Annotated in this window: 15 protein-coding genes; 5 read left to right on the top strand and 10 right to left on the bottom strand. The window is 74.1% G+C overall.

The window, feature by feature from the left end; genetic code table 11:
- Window positions 1-18 precede the first annotated feature (18 nt).
- Genes IPL61_29695 through IPL61_29685 form a run of 3 tightly spaced genes read left to right on the top strand, consistent with a single transcriptional unit; the run spans window position 19 to window position 4,033 of the window.
- Window positions 19-2,631, top strand: coding sequence for a CHASE2 domain-containing protein (locus IPL61_29695; GenBank protein ID MBK9035382.1), 2,613 nt, complete (start codon window positions 19-21; stop codon window positions 2,629-2,631).
- Window positions 2,632-2,633: 2 nt separating this feature from the next.
- Window positions 2,634-3,131, top strand: coding sequence for a hypothetical protein (locus IPL61_29690; protein MBK9035381.1), 498 nt, complete (start codon window positions 2,634-2,636; stop codon window positions 3,129-3,131).
- Entirely contained in the window at window positions 3,128-4,033 is a 906-nt protein-coding gene (locus IPL61_29685; protein ID MBK9035380.1) for a M48 family metalloprotease, read from the top strand. Before IPL61_29690 ends, IPL61_29685 begins: the two co-directional genes overlap by 4 nt.
- 128 nt (window positions 4,034-4,161) lie before the next feature.
- Here the strand turns inward: IPL61_29685 and IPL61_29680 are convergent, their stop codons facing one another.
- On the bottom strand, window positions 4,162-7,041 hold the full coding sequence (locus tag IPL61_29680) for a serine/threonine protein kinase (GenBank protein ID MBK9035379.1): 2,880 nt from the start codon (window positions 7,039-7,041) through the stop codon (window positions 4,162-4,164).
- Between the two features lies 1 nt (window position 7,042).
- A complete protein-coding gene (locus tag IPL61_29675) occupies window positions 7,043-7,666 on the bottom strand; it encodes a sigma-70 family RNA polymerase sigma factor (protein MBK9035378.1) in 624 nt (207 codons plus the stop codon).
- A gap of 155 nt (window positions 7,667-7,821) precedes the next feature.
- Here IPL61_29675 and IPL61_29670 point away from each other — a divergent pair, with 155 nt between their 5' ends.
- Window positions 7,822-9,714, top strand: coding sequence for an OmpA family protein (locus tag IPL61_29670; GenBank protein ID MBK9035377.1), 1,893 nt, complete (start codon window positions 7,822-7,824; stop codon window positions 9,712-9,714).
- 112 nt (window positions 9,715-9,826) lie between these two features.
- Here the strand turns inward: IPL61_29670 and murD are convergent, their stop codons facing one another.
- The 6 genes from murD to rsmH form a co-directional block, all read right to left on the bottom strand.
- On the bottom strand, window positions 9,827-11,251 hold the full coding sequence (murD, locus tag IPL61_29665) for a UDP-N-acetylmuramoyl-L-alanine--D-glutamate ligase (protein MBK9035376.1): 1,425 nt from the start codon (window positions 11,249-11,251) through the stop codon (window positions 9,827-9,829).
- A 3-nt stretch (window positions 11,252-11,254) separates the two neighbouring features.
- The gene (locus IPL61_29660; GenBank protein MBK9035375.1) at window positions 11,255-12,394 is read right to left on the bottom strand and encodes a phospho-N-acetylmuramoyl-pentapeptide-transferase; all 1,140 of its coding nucleotides are present in this window, start codon (window positions 12,392-12,394) and stop codon (window positions 11,255-11,257) included.
- 14 nt (window positions 12,395-12,408) lie between these two features.
- Window positions 12,409-15,279 (bottom strand): UDP-N-acetylmuramoyl-L-alanyl-D-glutamate--2,6-diaminopimelate ligase, encoded by a 2,871-nt coding sequence (locus IPL61_29655; GenBank protein MBK9035374.1) that lies wholly within the window; start codon window positions 15,277-15,279, stop codon window positions 12,409-12,411.
- A gap of 75 nt (window positions 15,280-15,354) precedes the next feature.
- The gene (locus tag IPL61_29650) at window positions 15,355-17,409 is read right to left on the bottom strand and encodes a transpeptidase family protein (protein MBK9035373.1); all 2,055 of its coding nucleotides are present in this window, start codon (window positions 17,407-17,409) and stop codon (window positions 15,355-15,357) included.
- Entirely contained in the window at window positions 17,406-17,753 is a 348-nt protein-coding gene (locus IPL61_29645) for a cell division protein FtsL (protein ID MBK9035372.1), read from the bottom strand. The genes IPL61_29650 and IPL61_29645 overlap by 4 nt, the downstream gene beginning before the upstream one ends.
- Window positions 17,750-18,718: a 16S rRNA (cytosine(1402)-N(4))-methyltransferase RsmH gene (rsmH, locus tag IPL61_29640; protein MBK9035371.1), complete on the bottom strand. Its 969-nt coding sequence runs from the start codon at window positions 18,716-18,718 to the stop codon at window positions 17,750-17,752. The genes IPL61_29645 and rsmH overlap by 4 nt, the downstream gene beginning before the upstream one ends.
- A gap of 299 nt (window positions 18,719-19,017) precedes the next feature.
- On the opposite strand from rsmH, the gene IPL61_29635 reads away from it, so the two are divergent.
- The gene (locus tag IPL61_29635; GenBank protein MBK9035370.1) at window positions 19,018-19,815 is read left to right on the top strand and encodes a Fic family protein; all 798 of its coding nucleotides are present in this window, start codon (window positions 19,018-19,020) and stop codon (window positions 19,813-19,815) included.
- Between the two features lie 87 nt (window positions 19,816-19,902).
- Here IPL61_29635 and IPL61_29630 read toward each other — a convergent pair whose 3' ends face one another.
- Both IPL61_29630 and IPL61_29625 read right to left on the bottom strand, forming a co-directional pair.
- A complete protein-coding gene (locus IPL61_29630; GenBank protein MBK9035369.1) occupies window positions 19,903-21,504 on the bottom strand; it encodes an aldehyde dehydrogenase family protein in 1,602 nt (533 codons plus the stop codon).
- A 71-nt stretch (window positions 21,505-21,575) separates the two neighbouring features.
- Window positions 21,576-23,381: a pyruvate kinase gene (locus IPL61_29625; GenBank protein MBK9035368.1), complete on the bottom strand. Its 1,806-nt coding sequence runs from the start codon at window positions 23,379-23,381 to the stop codon at window positions 21,576-21,578.
- Between the last annotated feature and the right edge of the window lie 29 nt (window positions 23,382-23,410).

Genomic DNA, 23,410 nt, shown 5'->3' with positions numbered 1-23,410 from the left:
CCGTGGTACCGTGCCGGGGTGAGCGCATCCCTGTCGCCGCGGGCCAAGAAGCTGGTCGCAGCTGGGCTGGTCGGGGTGCTGGTCGGGCTGGTCGCCGCGGTGCTGGCGTTCGCGCGCCCGCGCTTGCTCGAGGGCGGCGAGCTGTGGACCTACGATCAGCGCGCCCGCGCCGCGGCCCGCCCCAGCACGGCCTCCCCCGACATCGTGTTGATCGAGGTGTCGGAGCAAGACATCGAGGACGCCGAGGACAACCTCGACGTGACCTGGCCGTGGCCGCGCGCGATGTACGGCTACATCGCCGCCTACTGCAAGACGGCCGGGGCCAAGGTCGTCGTGTTCGACTGGCTGTTCCAGGACCGCGGCCAGTACTCCGTCGGCGACGCCGAGGAGTTCGCCCAGGCGATGCGCGACGCCGGCAACGTCGTGATCGGTCTGGCGCTCACCAAGGACCCGCTGGTGGCCCGCTCCCGGACCGGCGCGTGGGCCGCGCCGCTGCGGCGCTTCGACGACGCGGCCGCCGCCGAGATCGCGGCGCAGAAGCTGCTGGCGTGGAACACGCGCGTGTTCCTGGTGCCCGACGGCGGCGGCGTGACGGTCTGGTACGGCGGCAAGGACGAGGCCGCCGACGTGGTCGCGGCCTGGCGCCGGATGTCGGCCGCCGAGGAGCTGGCCGAGCTGTTCGCGCCGCCGGAGCCGGCCGACGACGCCCCGACCGGCGACGCCCCGACCGGCGACGCCCCGACCGGCGACGCCCCGACCGACGACGCCCCGACCGGCGACGCCCCGACCGGCGACGCGCCGACCGACGAGGCGCCGGCCGACGACGACGGCGAGCCCGCGGCGCCGATCGAGCCAGCCCCGCGCGTGCTGACCGCGGCCGAGCTCGCGACCGAGCTGACGCCGACGACGATCATCACCCGGCGCGACGGCTTCGTCGGCGGCGACGGCGGGCTCACGCTCGAGCGCCGCGACGGCCTCGATCCGCCGCTGGCGGTGATCGCCGCCGGGCCGGCCCGGGCCGGCAACGTCTACCAGGGCACCGACGCCGACGGCATCATGCGCCAGCACATGCCGCTGGTGCGCCACGACGGCCGGCTGTACCCGTCGCTGGCGCTGGCCGCCTACCTCGTCGCGCACCCCGAGGTCACGCCGCGCCTGGTCGACGGCGAGCTGGTGCTCGGGTCGCGCCGGATCGCGCTCGACGAGCACGGCCGCTTCAGCCTGCGCTTCCACGGCGCCGGCGTCTACCCGCGCATCCCGGCCTACGAGCTCCTGCGCTCGCAGGCGCAGCTCGACGAGGGCGCGGCGCCGGCGATCGCGTTCGAGCGCCTGCGCGGCAAGTACGTGATCGTCGCCGCGACCGGCCAGGCGCTGCGCGACATCCGCATCACGCCGCTGGGCACGCCGGTGCCGGGCTCGGAGATCCAGGCCACCGCGCTCGACAACCTCGAGGCCGGCCGGGTGATCGTGCGGCAGAGCCGGCCCGCCGACGCCGCGATGGCGCTGGGCCTGTGCGCGCTGGTGGCGATGCTGGTCACCGGGGTGTGGATGGCGACCCGGCGCACGCTGATCGCCCTGGCGGCGACCACGGCGATCACCGCCGGCTCGCTCCTGGCCTACTGGTGGCTCGCGCGGTGGCTGTTCACCAGCCGCGGGGTGTGGATCGCGGTCGCGACCCCGGCCCTGGGCGCGATCGCCTCGGTGTTCGCGATCATCCTGGTGACCTCGGCCGCCGAGCGCCGCAACCGCCGGTTCGTGCAAGAGGCGCTGGGCCGCTACACGTCGCCGGCGCTGGTCAAGGAGCTGATCGAGCATCCCGAGCACCTGTCGCTCGAGTGGGGCGAGCGCCGCGGCATGTCGGTGTACTTCTCGGACATCGCCGGCTTCACCAGCTTCAGCGAGAACCTGTCGCCCGAAGATCTCGTCGCGCTGCTCAACGACTACCTGACCCACATGACCGACCTCGTGCTCGAGCACGGCGGCGTCGTCGACAAGTACATCGGCGACGCGGTCATGGCGTTCTGGGGCGCGCCGATCCCGAACCAGGACCACGCCGCCGCGGCGATCCGGTGCGCGATCGCGATGCGCGACCGCTGCGCCGAGCTGCGCCCGGGCTGGCGCGCGAAGTTCGGCGTCGACCTGTTCGCCCGCGCCGGCCTGTCGTCGGGCGACGCCGTCGTCGGCAACATGGGCTCGCGCCACAAGTACAACTACACGGTCATGGGCGACATGGTGAACCTGGCGTCCCGGCTCGAGGGCGCCAACAAGCCCTACGGCACCAGCCTGATGATCTCCGAGGCCTGCTACGCCCGGGTCAAGGATCTCGTCGTCACGCGCGAGCTCGACTTCCTGGCCGTCAAGGGCAAGGAGCAGCCGGTGCGGGTCTACGAGGTGTTCGCCGAGGTCGGCCAGGTCGGCGCCGACGTGATCGCGCTCACCGAGGCGTTCGGCGCCGCGCTGGCGCGGTACCGCGCCCGCGATTTCGCTGGCGCCCAGGCGGCGTTCGAGGCCATCTTGGTGAACACCCCCGACGATGGACCGTCCAAGACCTACGTCGAGCGCTGCCGGCAGCTGGCCGCTGAGCCGCCCAGCGATGACTGGGATGGCGTGTGGCACTTGAAGGAGAAGTAGTCATGCGAAGAGTCCGAACGAGCATGCGGTGGTGCGCGATCACCGTCGCGGCGCTGGCGCTGACCGGCGCGGTCGCGGTCACGGCGGCGCCCAAGAAGGGCAGCGTCGTGACCGTCCGGGTCATGAGCGCCAAGGTGATGAAGGCGCCCAAGTTCATCGGCAAGGCCGCGGGCTCGGTGTCGCGCGGCGACCAGCTCACGATCGCCGAGATCAAGGGCGACTGGTACCGCGTCAGCGGCGCCGCCACCGGCTGGATCAACCGCACCAGCGTCGTCGACGGCAAGGTCGCCCTGTCGAGCTCGCCCGGCGGCGGCGGCGGCGCGTCGCGCGACGAGGTCGAGCTGGCCGGCCGCGGCTTCACGCCCGACGTCGAGGAGCAGTACCGCGGCAAGCACCCGGACCTCGACTTCAGCCACGTCGACGCGATCGAGAAGACCGGCATCGACTTCACCGAGCTCGAGGCGTTCGTCGCCGAGGGCGGCCTGGGCGGTGAGCCGTGAGGCGCGCCCTGATCGTCGCGGCCGCGCTGGCCGTGACCACGCCGATGCTCGGCTCGTGCAAGGTCCAGCTCACGCCCGAGGGCCTCGCCAAGACCTGGGACGCGATCACCGACGCCCAGAAGGACCTCACGCCCGAGAACGAGTACTGGACCGGGCGCTCGGTCGCGACCAACCTGCTGGCGCGCCACGACTACAAGTACCTCGACGCCGACGCGCTCGAGGCCGGCACGCTCGAGGGCGTGACCGCGTACGTGTCGGCGGTCGGCACCGTGCTCGCGGCGTCGGCGATGGAGACCGCGCGCAAGGGCGACCGGCCGGCGCCGATCGCCGGCTGGCACTTCACCGTGGTCGAGAGCGACACGATCAACGCGTTCGCGGCGCCGGGCGGCTGGGTCTTCGTCACGACCGCCGCGGTCCACGCCGCCACCAGCGAGGACGAGCTGGCGGCGCTCCTGGCGCACGAGATCGCCCACGTCGTGCGCGGCCACGCGCTCGGCTCGATCAAGAAGGGCCGCTGGGCCAACGTCGCCAAGACCATGCTCGACACCTCGGTCGAGCTCGATCAGCAGGCGCTGGGCGAGCTGACGCAGGTGTTCGAGGGCGCGATGGACGACATGATCGACGGCCTGCTGGTCAAGGGCTACTCCAAGGACACCGAGTTCGAGGCCGATCGCATCGGGCTCGCGATCATGGCCCACGCTGGCTACGATCCGCAGGCGCTGGTGCGCTACCTGAAGACCCTCGCGGCCACCCACGGCGGCGGCGACGGCGGCTTCCAGGCCACGCACCCGAAGCCGGCCGATCGGATCGCCAAGGTCAGCGCACAGGCCAGCACGCTCGGCACCCGCGCGATCCCGCCGATCCGGATCGAGCGGTTCGAGGCGGCGGTCGCCGAGATGTAGCGCCGCGGGCGGCGGGTCGCGGCGGCGGGCCCCGAGAGGTCGCGCCGCGGGCGGCGGGTCGCGGCGGCGGGCCCCGAGAGGTCGCGCGCGCGCCGCGGGTCGCGGTCGCGCGCGCGTCGCGGTCGGCGTCAGCGGTGCGCCGCCGCCCAGCCCTCGACCGGCGGCGGCAGATCGCGGCGGTCGGGCGCCGCCGCCACGACCTTGCGCGCGACCGCGATCGCGGCGCGCGCGGCCGTACGGTCCCCCAGCGCCCACAGCGCGTCGGCGAGCACGGTGTGGGTCTCGACGATGATCAGCGGGTCGAGATCCGTGCGGCCCGCGAGCGCCGCCGCCCGGCCCCCCAGGAGGTCGCGCGCCGCGGTCACTTCGCCGAGCGCGACCAAGGTCTTGCCGAGCTCGACCCGCAGGTTGTGCGTGGCCGGGTGATCATCGCCCAGCTCGGTCTCGGCGATCGCGAGCGCCCGGTCGAACGCGGCGCGCGAGTCGGCCAGGTGGCCTTGCTCGCGCGCGACGTAGCCGACCAGGAGCAACGGCTCGACCAGCGCGCCGACGCTGGGGCCGAGCGTCTGCTCGAGCGCGCGCACCTGCTCGGCGCCAGACGCGGCGGCGCGATCGAGCTGGCCGACGCCGACGTAGTGGACGGCCAGCCGGCTCTGGATCCGCGCCAGCTCGCCGTCGAGGTTGGCGGCGCGCGCCAGCGCCGCGGCGCGCTCGAGCACGGCGCCGGCCCCGGGGTCGCGCAGGCGCGTCAGGGCGTTCCCGATCGTCTCGAGCGCGTCGATCAGGTGGGCGTCGGCGGGCCCGTACCACGCCTCGAGGTCGGCCTGCGCCCGGCGCGCGAGCGCGAGCGCCGGCTCGGCGCGGCCGAGGTTGAGCTCGGACGCCGCCAGGACGGTCCGGTAGCGCGCGACGGTCGGGTGGTGCTCGCCGAACACCTGCTCGGCGACCTCGACGGCGGCGGTCGCGGCGGCGACCGCCTCCTCGGTGCGTCCCGCGTTCAGCAGCACGGTCGCGAGGTTGAGCTGGTCCGACGCCGCCCAGCCGCTGGGCGCGTCGGGGTCGCGCGCGGTCATCGCGATCAGCTCCCGGCGCGCCGCGATGGCCTCATCGTGACGACCGGCGCGCGTGGCCACGATGGCCGCGGCGCCGAGCACGCGCCGCCGCACCAGCGGCTCGCCACCCCGCTCGGCCAGCGGCCGCGCCAGCGCCAGCGCCAGCTCGGCCTCGGCGCCGCGCGCGCGCACCGCCAGCGCCCACGCGAGATCCGCCAGCGAGGTCGCGGCGTCGGCGTCGACGCCCGCGGCCAGCGCGACCGTCGCGGCCTCCCGAAACTCGGCGAGCGCCGCCGGCGAGCGGCCGGCCTCCTCGAGGATGTTGGCGTGGGTCGCGAGCGCGCGGGCCAGCACCGGCGGCCAGGCGCTGGCGCGCGCCGCCGCCAGCGCCTGGGTGGCCTTGGCGACAGGATCGAGCCGACCGCGATCGAGCTCGGCCGCGCGCGCGACCGCCAGCACGCGCTCGGCCTCGTCGACCCGGACCCGCGCCGCCGGCTCGGTCGGCAGCGGCGCTTGCGAGGCCAGGCCCACGGCGTCGGCGCAGGCCGCCAGCTCGGGCAGCACCTCGAGCGCGGTCCCGGCGGTCGCGCGGGCGGTCGCGGTGCCGGCCGTCAGCGTCGTCAGCACCGCGTCGAGCTGGGTCCGCGCCCGGCCGAGGCACTGCATCCGCCGATCGAGCAGCTCCTCGCTCTGCGACCGCGCGACCCGGGTCGCGCGGCACGCGTCGCGGTGCCCGAGCTGCCAGGCCCGGGCGTAGGCCTCGATCTTCGGCGCCAGCGCCGGCCACTCGGCGCCGAGCGCGGTCGCCAGCGTCGCCGCGCGCGCCGGCGACCAGGTCGCGGCCAGCGCCGCCGCGCTGTCGGTGCACGGCGGCGGCGTGCGACTGGCGCGCAGGGCCAGCGGCACGGCGATCGCGACCGCGACCGCGGCGCCGCCGGCGACCAGCCCCAGCCGGCGCCGGCGCGCCGCCGGATCGCGCCGCAGCTCCGCGACCAGCGCGGCGACGCTGGGCCAGCGCGCGGCCCGATCGGGCTGCAGCCCACGCCGCAGCGCCGCGAGGACGTGGCGGGGCACGCCGCGCACGCGCGCGCCCGCCTCGCCGAGCGCCGGCGCCGACGACTCGATCGATGACTTGACCGCGGCCGGGGTCGCGCCGCCGAAAGGCCGGATCCCACACAGCGCCTCCCACAGCGACGCGCAGAACGCGAACTGATCGGCGCGGGCGTCGACCTCGGCGCCGGCCAGCTGCTCCGGCGGCATGTACGCGGGCGTGCCGAGGATCGCGCCGACGCGCGTGGCGTCGAGGTCGGCGGTGTCGCCGGTGTCGCCGGTGCGGGCGGGGTCGGCGCCGGCGTCCTCGGCCAGCGCGATCGCCCGCACCAGGCCGAAGTCGGCGACCCGCGGCCGCTGGTCCGCGCCGACCAGGACGTTGTCGGGCTTGAAGTCGCGGTGGATCAGCCCGGCGGCGTGGGCGGCGGCGAGGCCGTCACCGGCGGCGGCGTACAGCGCGACGATCGCGCGCCAGGTCCGCGGCCCGCGCCCGAGCCACTCGCGCGCGGTGCCGCCGTCGACGTACTCCATCGCCAGGAACACGCGCTGGTCGTGCTCGCCGACCTGGTGGACCACGACCACGTTCGGGTGCGACAGCTTCGCCAGCGCCGCGGCCTCCCGCGCCAGCCGCGCCAGCGCCCCGCTCGAGCGCGCCGCGCCCAGCTTGATCGCGACCTGCCGGCCCAGCCGCTGATCGGTCGCGAGGTAGACCACGCCCATGCCGCCGCGCCCGACCGCGCGCTCGATCCGGTACTGATCGCCGAGCAGGGTCCCGGGCGCCAGCGTGGCCTCGGCGCCGGTGCTGGCGACGCCGCGCAAGAGCGAGCCCATCGAGCCGACCTCGCCCTCCGCCACCGCGGTCGGGGTCGACGAGTCGAGGTCCGCCGCGTCGTCGGCGCTCGCCATGTCAGTCGCGGCTGCCCAGCCCGGCCGCGCGCGCCAGGGCCCGGAGCTCGGCCTTGATGCGCTCGAACCGCTTGCGCAGCCCCGCGGCCCGCCGGACGACCTCGGGCTCGGTCAGCGGCGCGTCGTCGTCGGTCATGATCATCGCGATGTCGCGCCACGACAGGTCGCGATCGACCCGCATGATCAAGATCGCCTGGTCCTCGGGCGCGAGCTGCAGCCGCAGCTCGCGCACCTGGTCCTTGACCGCGGTGCGCAGGTGGGCGGCGGTGCGGGTGCGGATCTGCTCGGCCAGGTCGACGAGCTCGCGCGAACCCAGGGCCTCGTGCCGCCGACGGTGCGGCTCGCGGCGCACCCGCGCCAGCGCGTGGCGGGCGACCCGATAGCACCAGGTCCGCAGGCCGGCCTCCCACCGGAAGCCCGGCAGGCCGCGCCACGCGTCGACGGTGAACTGCGCGAACGCGTCGGCGCCGTCGGTCTCGCTGCGGGCGATCGCGGCCAGGTAGTCGGCTAGCTCGTCGCCGAAAGCGCGCAGCAGCGCCGCGGCGGCCGCGTCCCAATGCCCGGCGGCACCGAGGGCGCGGACCTCGGCCTCGACCTCTGGTCGTGCAGCGTCGGGACTCGACACGTGCGCCGATGGTACCTGGATCGCCGCCCGATCGCGACCCTGGGTCGAACCGCGGCGGCGGTGGTTGACCCGCGCCACCGGGGCTTGCGACCATGGTCGGTGCGCAGGGGTGAGGACGCGTACGGGGTGTTGCTGCGCTTGCATCCGGGGGACCCGTGGCCGACACCTGCACCGCACTCACCGCCACTCGCACGCGCCGCCGGCTGCTGGCGCTCACCATCGGCGGGCTCGCGCTCGTCGGCGGGCTGACCTCGGCCGCGGCGCAGGCGCCGCTCACCACCGACGTCCCGGTCGAGCGCATGCGCTGGATCGCCGACCGCGACGGCGTGCTCGACGTGCCGTGGGGCACGGTCTTGCCGAGCCTGTCGCTGGCCGCGGGCCTCGGGTTCTCGTACGCCAACGATCCGCTCACGATCTACCGCGACGAGGGCGGCGACCGCGTGCGCGTGGCGTCCCCGGTCTCGGGCCGCGCCGGCGCCGAGCTGGTCGCCGCGCTGGGCGTGAGCGATCTGCTCGAGTTCGGCCTGGCGATGCCGCTGGTGCTGCAGCAGAGCTCGAGCGCGGGCAGCCTGATGCTGCCGAGCAGCTCGTCGGCCGGCATCGGCGACATCCGGGTGTCGGCCAAGCTCGGCCTCCTGCGCCAGCGCACTTTCGGCGTCGACGGCGCCGCGACGCTGGTGGTCGGGTTCCCGACCGCCACCTCGACCTCGTACATCGGCGAGTCGGGCCCCGTGGCTGAGCCCGGGGTCGCGGTCAGCCGCAAGTTCTCCGACGTCTGGCGCGCCACCGCGACGCTCGGCTACCGCCTGCGCGATCGCACCGAGTCGCTGGCGCTGGTCGTCGACGACGAGCTGGTGGCCGCGGTCGGGGTCGGCTTCCGCGTGGCCGCCGCCGACGGCCCCGGCGTCGAGCTCGGCGCCAGCGTCAACCTGGCGACCGCGGCCGGCGACGCGCTGGGCTCGTTCGATCGCAACTACGCCGAGCTCAAGCTGGGCGGCGCCTTCTCGCCGATGCCGCGGATCTCGGTCCTGCTCGGCGGCGGCGTCGGCATGGCCCAGGGCTTCGGCACGCCCGACTGGCGCGCCTTCGCCGGCGCCCGCTTCACGTTCTCGGTCGCCGACGCGCTGGCCGGCGGCGGCGACGACGGCGTCGACGTGCCCAAGCTCGACATCGCCAAGGCCGGCACGATCTCGCGGACCGATCCGATCACCAAGCCGGAGCCGACCGACGACGATCACGACGGCTTCGTCGGCGACGCCGACGCGTGCCCGTACCAGGCCGAGGTCGTCAACGGCTACCTCGACGACGACGGCTGCCCCGACACGCTGCCCGACCGCGATCACGACGGCCGGCTCGACCAGGACGATCAGTGCCCCGACGAGCCCGAGGATCTCGACGGCATGGCCGACGAGGACGGCTGCCCCGACCTCGACGACGACGCCGACGGGGTGCTCGATCGCGACGACCGCTGCCCGCGCGAGCCCGGCGTCGCCGACAACGGCGGCTGCCCCGACCCGGATCGCGACGGCGACACCGTCGTCGACCGCCTCGACAACTGCCCCGACGAGCCCGGCACGCCGGCCAACGCCGGGTGCAAGGCCAAGCAGCTGGTGCGCCTGACCGGCGACAAGATCGAGATCCTCGACGCGGTGTACTTCCGCACCGACAAGGCCGACATCCGCTCGAAGTCGTTCAAGCTCCTCGACAACGTCGCCAAGGTGCTGGCCGGCCACCCCGAGATCACCGTGCGGATCGAGGGCCACACCGACAGCGAGGGCGACGACGCCCACAACCAGGACCTGTCGCAGCGCCGGGCCGAGTCGGTGCTCACGTACCTGGTCAAGAAGAAGATCGACCGCGCCCGCCTGACCGCCCAGGGCTTCGGCGAGACCGCGCCGATCGCCGACAACGGCACGTCGAAGGGCAAGGCCGCCAACCGACGCGTCGTCTTCGCGATCACCAGCGGCGGCGACGGCGCGGTGGTGGTCGATCCGACCGGCGCCCCGGCGACGCCCGCGCCAGCGCCGCCGACCACGCCGACGCCGTGACGGCGGGGCACGATCTCGGGTCCCGGATCCCACCCCCGACCCCGATCTTGGTCCCGATACCGATCCCCACTCCGACCCCGATTCCGACCCCGATCCCGGTTCCCGATCCCGCTCAGTCCAGGCGGGTCGCGCCGACGGCGCTGACGGCGGCCCGGAACACCTGGCCGCGGTGGCCGAAGTTCTGGAACATGTCGTAGCTGGCGCACGCGGGCGACAGCACGACCGCGTCGCCGGCGCCGACCAGGGCCGTGGCCTTGGCCACCGCGTCGTGCATGTCGGCGCCGTCGAGCACCGGGTAGGTCACGCCGCGCTCGACGCAGGCGGCGCGGATCAGCGGGCCGGCGGCGCCGATCAGCACGATGCCCTTGCAGACGCCCTCGAGCGCCTCGAGCATCGGCTGGTAGGTGCCGCCCTTGTCGACGCCGCCGGCGATCAACACGAGCGGCCGCGGGAAGCCGCGCACCGACGCCGCCACCGACGCCACGTTGGTGCCCTTCGAGTCGTCGTAGTAGTAGATGCCGTCCTTGTCGCCGACCAGCTCCATGCGGTGCGGCAGCGGCCGGTAGCTGCGGGCGCCGGCGCGGATCGCGTCGACGCTCACGCCGCACGCGCGCGCGCCCAGGTACGCGCCCATGGCGTTCTCGAGGTTGTGGTTGCCGACGATCACCAGGTCGTCGACGGGGTAGCGCTCCTCGGGCGCCGCGCCCGGCACGCCGCGCAGCACCAGCGCCCGGCGATCGGCGGACAGGCACGCGCCGCGCGCGACGTCGGCGCCGGGTCGCACGTCGAACCAGGCCAGCTGCGGCGTCAGGTCGACCGCCTCGCGCACGACCCACGGGTCGGCCGCGTTGGCGATCGCCAGGTCGGTCGGCCGCTGGAAGTCCCAGATGCGGCCCTTCACCTGGGCGTAGCGCTCGATCGTGCCGAACCGGTCGAGGTGATCGGGCGTGATGTTGGTGAGCACCCCGGTGGTCGGCGCGAAGGTCGTGCAGTTCTCGAGCATGAACGCCGCGACCTCGACCACGATCAGCCCGCCGTCGACGTTGGCCGGGTGATCGACGGCGTCGATCATCGGCATGTTGCCGAGGTTGCCGCCGCAGAAGGTCGGCCGGCCCGAGGCCGCGCACAGCGCGCCGGTCAGCGCGGTCGTCGTCGACTTGCCGTTGGTGCCGGTGATCGCCAGCACCCGGGCGCCCGGGTGCAGGCACCGGTAGGCCAGCTCGATCTCGGCGATGACCTCGACGCCGGCGGCCCGGGCCGCGACCATCTCGGGCAGGGTCGGCACGCCCGGCGACATGACGACGAGATCGGCCGAGGTGAACGTCGCCAGGTCGTGGCCGCCGAGCTGCCAGGTCACCGGCACGTCGGCGAGCTGCGCCATCTTGTCGGCGAGCTGGGCGGCCGCCTTGCCGTCGGTGACGATCACCTTGGCGCCGTGGCGGTGGCAGAAGCGCGCGACCGCGATGCCGGTCTGCGCCAGGCCGACGACCACCACGGTGCGGCCGCGCAACGAGCTCAGGTAGCCGCGGTCGTCCATCGGTCAGCGCAGCTTCAGCGTGCCCAGCGCCATCAGCGCGAACACGATCGAGATCAGCCAGAAGCGCACGATGATCTTCGGCTCCTCCCAGCCCTTGAGCTCGAAGTGGTGGTGGATCGGCGCCATCTTGAAGACGCGCTTGCCGCGGGTCTTGAACGACCCGACCTGGATGAACACCGACAGCGCCTCGACCACGAACAGGCCGCCGACGACGAGCAGCACGATCTCGTTCTTGGTCAGCACCGCGAGCATGCCGATCGCGCCGCCCAGCGACAGCGATCCGACATCGCCCATGAACACCTGCGCCGGGTAGGTGTTGTACCAGAGGAAGCCGACGCCGGCCCCGAACAGCGCGCCGCAGAACACCGCCAGCTCGACGACGCCGGGGATGTGCGCGATGTGGAGGTACTGCGCCAGCGACTGCTCGCCGCCCGAGCGGGTGAGGATCGTGGTCTCGACGCCGGCCAGGTACGCGAACACCAGGAACGTGCCGGCGTTGATGATCGTCGGGCCGATCGCCAGGCCGTCGAGCCCGTCGGTCAGGTTGACCGCGTTGGCCGTGCCGACGACGACGAACGCGCCGAAGATGATGTACAGCCACGCCGACAGGTCGGGCGACACCTCGTAGAAGTTCGTGAACGGCAGCTGCAGGTGCGTGCGCAGCTCGGGCGACATCGTGTCGGACGTGAACAGGTACGCCATCGCCCCGGCGGCGATCGCGAACTCGAGCAGCAGCCGGACCTTGCCCGGCACGCCCTTGGTGTTCTTCTTGGTGACCTTGGCGTAGTCGTCGGCGAAGCCGATCGCGCCGAACGACACGCTGACCGCCAGCGCCAGCAGCACGAACCGGTTCGACAGGTCGCACCACAGCAGCACCGACACCACCAGGCAGAACAGGATCAGCGCGCCGCCCATCGTCGGCGTGCCGGCCTTCTTCTTGTGGGTCTTGGGGCCGTCGTCGCGGATCTGCTGGCCGATCTGCCGCGACCGCAGCCGCTCGATGAACCACGGGCCGATCAGGAACGACAGGAAGAGCGCGGTGATCGCCGCGGCGAGGATGCGCATCGACGGGTAGCGGAACACCCGCAGGAACCCCAGCCCGTCGAGCTGCGCGAGGACCTGGTACAGGAGGTAATACAGCATCGCTCGCTCCCGGCTTACGCCGTCAGCTCCACCAGCGCGGCGATCACGCGCTCCAGGCGCATGCCGCGGGACGCCTTGACCAGGACCCAGTCGCCGGGCGCGGTCACGGCCAGCACCTGCCGGGCCGCGACCACCGGATCGTCGGTGGTCCACGCCGCCGCCGGGTTGCCGGTCGCGTCGGCGACGATCTGGCGGTGCGCGCCCAGCGCGACCACCGGGATGTCGAGCTCGCCCAGGCGCGCGCCGACGTCGCCGTGCGCGGCCGCGGCGTGATCGCCCAGCTCGAGCATGTCGCCGACGACCGCGACCGCGCCGGCCGAGCCGCGCAGGTCGGCCAGCGTGTCGATCGCCGCCGCCATCGACGCCGGGTTGGCGTTGTAGCAGTCGACGATCACCTGGCGGCCGCCGATCGTGACGACCTCGCCGCGCATCGCCGCCGGCCGGGCCCGCTCGAGCCCGGCGATCGCGACGTCGGCGTCGACGCCGGCCGCCAGCGCGCACGCCAGCGCGCACGTGGCGTCGACCGCGGCGTGGCGCCCGATCAGCGGCAGGCGGAAGCGGCGCGGGTGACCGAGCACGTCGACGTGCAGATCGGCGCCGGCCGAGCCGACCACCTGGTAGCCGGTCAGGCGCACGTCGGCCGCGGCGTCGTCGCCGAAGGTGATCAGCCGCGCACCCGGCGCGTGGGCGCGGGCGTGGGCCAAGAGCCGGGGGTCGCCGGCCGGCGCGACCGCGACGCCGCCGGCGGCGAGGCCGCCGAAGATCTCGCCCTTGGCCGCGGCGATCGCGTCGGTCGACCCGAGCAGCTCGATGTGGGCGGTGCCGGCGTTGACCACGGCCGCCACGTCGGGCCGGGTGAACTGCGTGAGGTAGTCGATCTGCCCGGCGCCGCGCATGCCCATCTCGACGACGGCGAAGCGGTGGTGGTCGCGCAGCGCGAGGAGCGTCAGCGGCACGCCGGTCTCGTTGTTGAGCGAGCCGATCGCGGCGTGGGTCGCGCCGGCGCCGGCCAGGGCCGCGCGGGTCAGCTCCTTGGTCGTGGTCTTGCCGGCCGAGCCGGTGATCGCGATCAGCCGCGCGGCGGGATCGTGGCCGGCCCAGCGCTGGCGGTGCGCGCCGGCGACCGCGGCCAGGGCCGCGCGCGGATCGTCGACCTCGATCACCGCGGCCGCGCCCAGGTCGCCGACCTCGGCGCGACGGCCGCGCCCGATCATCACGGCGCTGGCCCCGGCCGCGACCGCGCCGGCGCAGAACGCGTGGCCGTCGTGGCGCTCGCCCGCGACCGCGACGTACAGATCGCCGGGCGCCGCGATGCGGCTGTCGATGATCACCCGCGCGCACACCGCGTCGGCGCTGGCGCTGCCGCCCGCCGCCTCGGCGATCGCCTGGGCGTGGAAGCGCGGCCGCAGCGCCGCGGCCGCGGCCGCCTCCTCGCGATCGTCGAAGTGGATCTTGGTGGTGCCGAGGATCTGGTAGTCCTCGTGGCCCTTGCCGGCGATGACGACGACGTCGCCGGGCGTCGCCTCGGCCACCGCCGCGCGGATCGCGGTGCGGCGATCGGGATCGACGTAGAACGGCGCCGGCACCGCCGGCAGGATCATGTCGAGGATCGCGCGCGGGTCCTCGGTGCGCGGGTTGTCGCTGGTGACCACCGCCAGGTCGGCCTTGGCCGTCACGACCGCGCCCATCTGTGGCCGCTTGCCGGGATCGCGATCGCCGCCGCACCCGAACACGCAGATCAGCCGCCGCCGGGTCAGCGGGCGCAGCGCGTCGAGCACGTTGTCGCGCGCGTCGGGGGTGTGGGCGTAGTCGACCAGGAGGTCGAGGCCGGCGTCGTTGCCGACCCGCTCGACCCGGCCCGGGACCCCGGCCAGCGCCGCGACGCCCCGGACGATCGCGTCGTGGCTCAGGCCCAGCGCCTCGGCGATGCCGATCGCCAGCGCGATGTTGGCGACGTTGTAGTGGCCGATCAGCGCGTGCGACTCGACCTCGAGCTCGCCGCGCGGCGTCCGCACCTGGGCCCAGATGCCGGCCACGGTCGAGCGCTGCGCGAGCACGCGGATCGCGGCGTCGGCCTGCTCGGGCCGGAGGTCGCCGCCGTCGGACGACACGTGCAGGATCGGGCGGGGCTCGGCGGTGGCGGCGGCGGCCGCGCCCATGGCGGCGCCGGCGGGATCGTCGACGTTGACGACGGCCGTGCCGTGGCGGGCGAGCTGGCGCCGGAACAGCAGCTGCTTGGCCTCGGCGTACTCGGCCATCGAGCCGTGCAGATCGAGGTGGTCCTGGGTCAGGTTCGAGAACGCGCCGACCGTGAACTCGACGCCGGCCAGACGGTTCATCGCCAGCGCCGCCGACGACACCTCCATCACCACGTGGGTCACGCCGTCGGCGACCATCCGGGTGAACGTCTCGTGCAGCACCTCGGGCGTCGGCGTGGTGTACGGCGCGTCGTGGCTCCGTCCGTTCCAGCGGTAGTTGACCGTGCCGATCACGCCCGGCTCGTGGCCGGCGGCGCGCAGCATCGACTCGACCAGGTACGTGGTCGTGGTCTTGCCGTTGGTGCCGGTGATGCCGATCAGCGTCAGCCGCCGCGCCGGGTGGTCCGCCAGGGCGGCGATCGCGAACCCGAGCGCGCGGCCGCCGTCGGGCACGATCAGCTGCGGCACCGTCAGGCCCTCGACCGGCGCCTCGACCGCGACCGCGGCGCAGCCCCGCGCGACGGCGGTTGCGATGAAGTCGTGGCCGTCGCTGCGGCGCCCGCGCACCGCCACGAACAGCGCGCCGGCCCCGACCGTGCGCGAGTCGCTGGTGACGGCGCGGACGTCGACATCGGCGCCGCGCAGGCGGGCGCCGGGGATGGTGCGGACCAGGTCGGAGAGCTTCATCGGGCGGTCAGGAAACGCGGAGCGTCGTCGATTTCGTCCAGGGTGGCAACCGGTAGTGCGGGCCCCATCGACGCGTCAATCACGGGCGGCGAACTCGAGCGCGATCGTCGCGCCGGCGGGCGCGGGCCCGACCGGCAGCGACTGGGTGACGCACCGCCCCGAGCCGTGGAGCTCGACGGCGAGGCCGCGCTCGCCGGCCAGGGCCAGGGCCCGGGCCACGCCGACGCCGCGGAAGTCCGGCACCGTCACCGCGGGCGCGTGGACGTCGAGCATCGACTCGTCGAACGGCGCCAGATCGAGCAGCCCGGCCTCGGCCTCCTCGTCGTCGCCGTCCCCGAGCTCCGGGGCGGCCGGCGGCGCGGGCTTGCCGCCCTTGGTCGCGGCCGGCGGCTCGATCGGCGCGTCGCCGGGCACGCCCAGGTAGCGCAGCGACGCGCTGGCGATCTGACCGAACACCGGGCCGGCGACCGTGCCGCCGAAGTAGTCGCCGCCCGAGGGATCGTCGACGACGACCACGACCGCGATGCGCGGGTCGGCGATCGGCACCAGGCCCGCGAACGACGACAGGTAGCTGTGCGGCGCGTAGCGATGGGTCGTCGGATCGTACTTGTGCGCGGTGCCGGTCTTGCCGCCGGCCCGGAACCCCGGGACCTTGATGTTGGCGCCGGTGCCGCCGTCGCGCTTGCCCGGGTGCGACGGCTCGAACACCGACGCCAGGATCGGCAGCATCGCCGCCGCGGTCGACGGCTTCATGATCGGGCGGCGCTCGATCGGCCGCTCGTAGACGAGGTGGCCGTCGGCGCCGGTGACCCGCGCCACGATCCGCGGCGGGTTGTAGACGCCGCCGTTGCCGATCGCCGCCATCGCGGCGGCGATCTGGATCGGCGACACCGTCAGGCCGTAGCCCCAGGACATCGTCACCAGCTCGACGTCGCGCCAGGTCGAGCCGTCGCGCACCCGCCCGCGCTGCTCGCCGGGCAGGTCGATGCCCGACTTCGCGCCGAAGCCGAACCGCGTGAGGGCCTCGTACAGCCGCAGCCGCCCCAGCCGCAGGCCGATCTTGGTGGCGCCGACGTTGGACGAGCGCTTGATGATGCCGCCGGTGGTCAGCACCTGGTCGTGGTGGACGTCGGTGACGCGCTTGCCGCCCGGCGCCATCCACGCGCCGCCCTCGACGTCCCACAGCTCGTCGGCCCGGGTCAGGCCGGCGTCGAGCGCCGCGGCGACCGTGAACACCTTCATCACCGAGCCGATCTCGTAGACGTCGGTGACCGCGCGGTTGCGGGCCTTGGCGCGCACCGCCTCAGCCGGATCGTTGGGGTCGTAGGTCGGCACGCTGGCCAGCGCCAGGACCGCGCCGGTGCGCACGTCGAGCACGACCGCGACGCCCGACTTGGCCTTGTTGGCGCTGACCGACGCGGCGAGCGCCTCATCGGCGATGTGCTGGATCGAGCGGTCGAGGGTCAGCTCGACGGTCGCGCCCGGCGTCGGCTCGGACACGCCCTCGCTCATCATGGTCTTGCCGCGAGCGTCGCGCAGCGCGGCGAACCGCGCCTTCTCGCCCTTCAGGCGCTCCTCGAGCTGCAGCTCGAGCCCGTCGAGGCCGTTGCCGTCGAGCCCGGCGAAGCCGATCACCGGGCCGCCCGACGAGCGCTCGGGGTACCAGCGGCGCGGCTCGTGCGCGACCTCGATGCCGGCCAGCTTGAGCGCCTTGACCGCCGCGGCCTGCTCGGGCGTGACGTGGCGCGCGATCCACGCGAACCGCTTGCGCGACGCCAGGCGGGCCTCGACGACGTTGACGTCGAGCGCGAGCGCCGCCGCGACCCGCTCGGCCGAGCCGGCCACGTCGACCACCGCGCGCGGGTCGGCCCAGACGCTCTCGGCGTCGGCGCTGATCGCCAGCGGGCGGCCGCGGGTGTCGAGGATGATCCCGCGCGGCGCCGGGATCTCGACGTTGCGCACGTGCTGGCGCAGCGCCTGCTCGCGGAACTTGTCGCCCTGCTCCACCTGGAGGCCGTAGGCCTTGTAGCCGACGCCGAGCAGGAGCGCCGACATCAGGGCCGCGGCCGTGCGCGCGCGCACCCGCGCCGCCCGCGACACGCCCGGGGTCTGGACGCTGGCGCGGGTCACGGCGTCGCTCCCGCCGCGGCCAGGGCCGGCGCGGCGATCACGCGGATGCGATCGGGCGGCACCGGCACCATGCCGAGCCCGGTCGCTAGCGCGCGGATGCGCTCGGGGCTGGTGAGCGTGGCCCGCTCGAGCTCGAGCCGGCGCCGCAGCTCGCGTTCGTGGCGGACCTCGTCGGTCACCCGCGACAGCTGGTAGCCGAGCTGCACGACCTGGTGCCGGGCCTGCACCCGCTGGATCGCCAGCGCGGTGATCAGCGCCGCGATCACGACCATCGCGGACACCAGCTTGCGGTCGCCGGGGGCCGGCTCGACCGCGCGGACCAGTGCGTACAGGCGGGGCTTCATCGGTGGCTCGGCAGGTTGGGGGCGGTCGTCCGCTCGCACGTGCGCAGCCGCGCCGACCGCGCGCGCGGGTTGTCGTCGGCCTCGTCGTCGTTGGCGAACCGGGCCTTGCGCTCGATCGGCACGCACACCGCCTCGACCCGCTCCCCGGCCTCGAGCGCGAACCGCGGCGGCAGCGAGCTGGTCCACGCCAGGTCGCGGAACCGCCGCTTGACCAGGCGATCCTCGAGCGAGTGGAAGCTGATGATCGCGCAGCGGCCGCCGGGCGCCAGCAGGTCGGGGAACACCGCCAGGAACTCGGCCAGCTCGTCGAGCTCGCCGTTGACCGCGATGCGCAGCGCCTGGAACGTGCGCGTCGCCGGGTGGATGTGCAGCTTGCGCAGATCGGCGCCCGAGAAGCACGCCGCGATCGTGTTGGCCAGGGCCAGGGTCGAGGTCAGCGCGCCGTCGCGCTCGGCGTCCTTGAGCCGGCGGGCGATGCGGTGGTTGAGGCGCTCCTCGCCGAAGTCGCGCAGGATCGCCGCCAGCTCGCCGACCGGCGTCGCGCGGATCAGCTCGAGCGCGGTCGGCCCGTGGCTGGTGTCCATGCGCATGTCGATCGGGCCCTCGCGCGTGAACGAGAAGCCCCGCGCGGCGTCGTCGAGCTGCGGCGATGACACCCCGAGGTCGAGCAGGACGCCGTCGACCGTGGCCACGTCGATCGCCGCGAGGTGCGCAGGGATCGCGCCGAACCGGCCGTGGACCACGGTCACGCGCGGATCGGCGGCGGCCAGCGCGGTCGCGGCGGCGATCGCGGCCGGGTCGCGGTCGATCGCGATCAGCCGTCCTGCCGGACCGAGCGCCTCGAGCACGGCGCGGGCGTGCCCCCCGCGGCCGAAGGTCCCATCGACGTAGGTGCCGCCGGCACGGGGCGCGAGCTGGGCGACCACGTCAGCGAGCAGGACCGGGATGTGTTCGGGGGAGGCCACGGGAGAGTTTGCGGCTCTGTAACGCAGGGCGTCATCCCCCTGCGCCAGCGAGTTCACTCCACATCAATAGGTGCACGCCACAGGACGGGCAAATTTTTGCGGATCCAAGCAGTTGGACGGCTCACCTGGCCGAATTGTGAGCCTGATTCATCCATCGAACTCCAGTCAACCGACCCTGGGTCGGGCCGACTTTGTGCCAGATCGGGCCACGTGTAGCGTAAAGTATGCAGTTGACTGATAGCGATCCGCCCGAGTACACTCCGCGCGCTTTAGGGTGGACCGTTTCGTTAGGATCTCGCATGCTTAGGTACAAAGAGACCGAGGACATCGACGCTCGTTTCGTGGAGGTCGATCGGATCTGCCAGGCTTGGCGTGCCCGGATCACCGCGGTCAATCCGTCGATGCGCACCGAGTACCTGCAGCGGTACCGGATCTCGCTCATCCACCACGACGCCGCGCTCGAGGGCGAGGTGCTGTCGTACAGCGAGATCAAGGCGGCGATCGATCCGACCATCATCAGCGACCCGTCGCTGATCCCGGCCTACGACGAGATCCGTCGCTTCAACGAGGCGTGCGACTGGGCCGCCGAGTTCGCGGCCAACAAGAAGAAGCCCTTCAAGTTCGACACGCTGCGCGACATCTACGGCATCCTGTCGCCGGACGAGAAGGCCAAGGGGCTCCCCTATCGCAAGGAGAACCCGCTCCACCGGCTCTACTACCACGACATCGCATCGCCCGAAAAGATCGCCCCGGCGCTCAAGAAGCTCGCGGAGTGGATCGACGATCCGTCGGGCAAGCAGATGCACCCGATCGAGCGCATCGCGGGCATGCACGCGCGCTTCATGGCGGTGTTCCCGTGGGCCAAGGAGAGCGGGCGCACCGCGCGCGTCGCCTCGAACCTGCTCTTGATCGAGGCCGGTTACCCGACCGCGGTCATCCACTCGATCGATCGCCAGCGCTACTACGAGTCGCTGCGCGGCGAGGCCTCGGGCCTGCTGTCGATGTACCTCGAGGCGGTCCAGACCAGCGCCGAGACCGAGCTGCGCCTGTACGAAGAGGCGGAGAAGTCGACGCCGCGCAAGCGCAAGCGCGCGTAGCGCCGCCTCCTGATCCAGACGGCGGCGCTGCCTCGCGGCCGCTCAGACCAGGAAGTCGGTCGAACGGTCCTGGTGCCTCACGGCCGCTCAGAACAGGAAGTCGGTCGACAGGAAGCTCGACAGCCGGCGCGTGACGATCTCGCCGACGAGGTCCTCGTTGGCGTCGGTGGCGGTCGTGGCGACGACGGTGCGGATCGTGAACGCGCGCAGGGCGTCGGTCACCGACAGCGTGCCCTCGGCCGAGTCCTTGCGGCCGGTGAACGGGAAGCTGTCGGGGCCGCGCCGGCACTGGGTGTTGAGGTTGATCCGGCACACCGAGTTGACCAGCGCGTCGACCAGCGCCGCGAGCTCGCGCGGGTCCTGCCCGAACAGCGCGACCTGCTGGCCGTACGCGCTGGTGCGCATGAACTGATCGATCTCGTCGAGCTCGCGGAAGGTCGTGACCGGGACCACCGGGCCGAACTGCTCCTCCTGGTAGAGCCGCGCCGCCGGCGCCACCGGGTACACCACCGCCGGGCGGAAGAACGTGCCGAGGCTGCCGCCGCCGCCGCCGATCACCTTGGCGCCGTGGCCGAGCGCGTCGTCGATCAGCGCGCGCAGGTGCGCGGGCTTGCCCGGCTCGGGCAGCGGCGTCACCGCGACCGGCTCCCACGGCAGCCCGCCCGGCAGCGCGTCGACCGCCGCGGCCAGGCGCGCGGTGAACTCGTCGGCGATGTCGACGTGGGCGAAGATCAGCTTGATCGCGGTGCAGCGCTGGCCGTTGAACGACAGCGCGCCGCTCACGCACTCCTTGACCGCGAGGTCGAGGTCGGCCGAGGGCAGGATCACCGCCGGGTTCTTGGCCTCGAGCCCGGTGATGCAGCGCAGGCGGTTGGGCCGCGGGTGCTGGCGCTTCAAGATGTTCGCGACCCGCGAGCTGCCGATGAACGCCAGGCAGTCGACGTCGCCGCTCTCCATGATCGGGCCGATCACCGTGGCGCCGTCGCCCTGGATGACGTTGACCACGCCGGGCGGGAACGCGTCGCGGAACGCCGGCAGGAGCGGCAGGTGCACGAGCTGGCCGAACCGCGGCAGCTTCGACACGATCGTGTTGCCCATCAGGAGCGCCGGGATCAGCGTCGTGAAGGTCTCGTTGAGCGGGTAGTTGAACGGGCCCATGCACAGGACCACGCCCAGCGGCGAGCGGCGGATCTGCCCGACGAAGCCGCTGGTGACCGTGAACCGCGCGGCGTCACGATCGAGCTCCTTGAGCGCGGCGATCGTGTCGTCGATGTAGCTGACGGTGCGATCGACCTCGGTCTCGCTGTCCTTGCGGGTCTTGCCGATCTCCCACATCAACAGCCGCACCAGGTCCTCGCGCGCGGCGCGCATGCCGGCGACGAAGGTCTGCATGCGCTCGATCCGCTCGCCGATCCGCATCGTCGGCCACGGCCCGCGGCCGTGATCCCAGGCGGTGCGCGCCGCCGCCAGCGCCTCGAGCGCGGCCGCGCGATCGAGCATCGCCACCGGGCCCAGGTCGACCGGCGTCAGCGCGCCGGCGGCGTCGACGACGCACACCGGCGAGCGCACCGGCTCGGTGGCGCCGGCCCAGGTCCGGATCTCGCCGGCGCACAGCCACTGCCGCTCCCAGCGGCGGGTGTCGACGGCGACGTGGGCGGGCAGCGCGGCGGCGGTCGGGAAGTCGATCATCGCCGCGAGTGTACGCGCCCCGACCGCGGCCCGTCACGGCGCCGGCGCGCACACGCCCCGGCCGTGGCCCGTCACGCCGCCGGCAGGCGCAGGTGCAGCCGGCGGTACAGGCTGCGCTTCTTGTACTGGTGCTGCTCCATCCGCCGGAGGATGTCGTCGAGCGCGGCCGCCGCCTCGGCGACGTACGGGCCCTTGTTGAGCATCACGCACTCGGCCCGCACCGCCATCGCCGCGTCGGTGACCTCGGCCCGCGACGGCCGCCCGGTGCGCGCGAGCTGATCGAGCACCTGGGTGGCCCAGATCACCGGCACGTGCGCGGCCTCGCACAGCCACAGGATCTCCTCCTGCAGCTCGGCCAGGCGCTGGTACCCGCTCTCGATCGCCAGATCGCCGCGCGCGATCATCACGCCCACGGGCGCGCGCTCGAGCGCCGCCAGCACGATCTCGGGCAGGCGCGCGAACGCGCCGGTGGTCTCGATCTTGAGGACCACGCCGACCCGCGCCGCGCCCAGGGCCGCCAGGCGACGGTGCAGCTCGCGCACGTCGTCGGCGTCGCGCACGAACGACGCGTCGACCAGGTCGGCGTGGCGGGCCGCGAACGCCAGCGCGCGCTCGTCGTCGGCCGAGCACAGCGGCAGGTCGAGCTCGGTGTCGGGCAGGTTGATGCCCTTCTCGCCGCCGAGCCGGAACCGCCCGCCCGGCGCGTAGGTCGCGCGCAGCACGGCGTGGCCGGGGCCGACCGCGGTGACGACCGCCTCGAGGTGGCCATCGTCGAACAGCACCCGATGGCCGACCGCGAGCGCCGCGAGCGCCGCGGGCAGCGTGCAGCCGATCGTGGGCAGCCCCGCTGGCGCCGCGACGCCCTCGGCCACCAGCGCGAACGCCTGTGCGGTCGCGAGCTCGAGCCGCGCCCGCCGCGCCGGCACGTCGGCGATCACGAACTCGGCGCGGGTGCGATCGCGCCGCCTCGCGATCACGCGCGTGCCGGGGATGACGTAGGCGGTCGCGCGCAGCTCGGCGCGCCCGCCGCGCTCGCCGTGCTCGATGACGCGCAGCGTGCGCCGCTTGCCGCGGGCGTCGCGCAGGGTGAGGTCGTCGCCGACCGCGAGCCGCGCCCACAGCGGCGCCGGCACGTCGAGCGCGTCGGCGTGGGCGCCGCCGATCACCGCGGGCCGCAGCGCGACCACGCGCGGCGCCGTGACCTGCCCCAGCTCGTCGCGGGTCGGCTTCCACCTCACCACCCGGGGGCCGTCGGTCAGCATCACCGTGCGCAGCTTCGGCCCCGGCAGATCGACCGCGATCCGCAGCGGCACCTGGCGCGTGGCCGCGACCGCGCGCGCGGTCGTGACGATGTGCAGCCACGCCGCCTCGTCCTCGTGCGCGGCGTTGACCCGGAGCAGGTTCATGCCCGCGACCAGCAACCGCTCGACCCAGGCCGCGTCGACCTCGGCCGCCGACGGCGCGGTGACCATGACGTAGACGTGGCGGTGCGGCGGCCGCGGCCCGAGCAGCGCGTGGGTGTGCGCGTGCAACAGGCGCTGCGCCTCGTCCCACGTCGGCCCGACCGGCCCGTCCGCGATCGCGGGCGCGCGCGCCGGGGCGGTCAGCGCGTCGTCGAGCCGCTGCCGCACCTGCCCGACCGCGTCCAGCACGTGGCCCTCGAGCCGCCCCAGCGACGACAGCCCGTAGCCGAGCAGGCCGAGCTGCAGCGCCCGCAGATCGTGCTGCCGCAACCCCACGTAGTGGACGAAGTTCCGCGCGCTGCACACGTAGTCGGGCGCCACCGCCCCCAGCCGCGCCTCGACCGCGCCCGCCTGCTCCGTCAGTCCGCGCTCCAGCCCGCCGATCGCGTCCCGCAGCATGGCCAGCGTCGTCATGCCTCCACCATGGCCACGTTCCGCGCCCC

The sequence above is a fragment of the Myxococcales bacterium genome, assembly GCA_016717005.1.
Lineage (GTDB): Bacteria > Myxococcota_A > Polyangia > Haliangiales > Haliangiaceae > UBA2376.
This window is presented reverse-complemented; position numbering and strand designations above follow the sequence as displayed.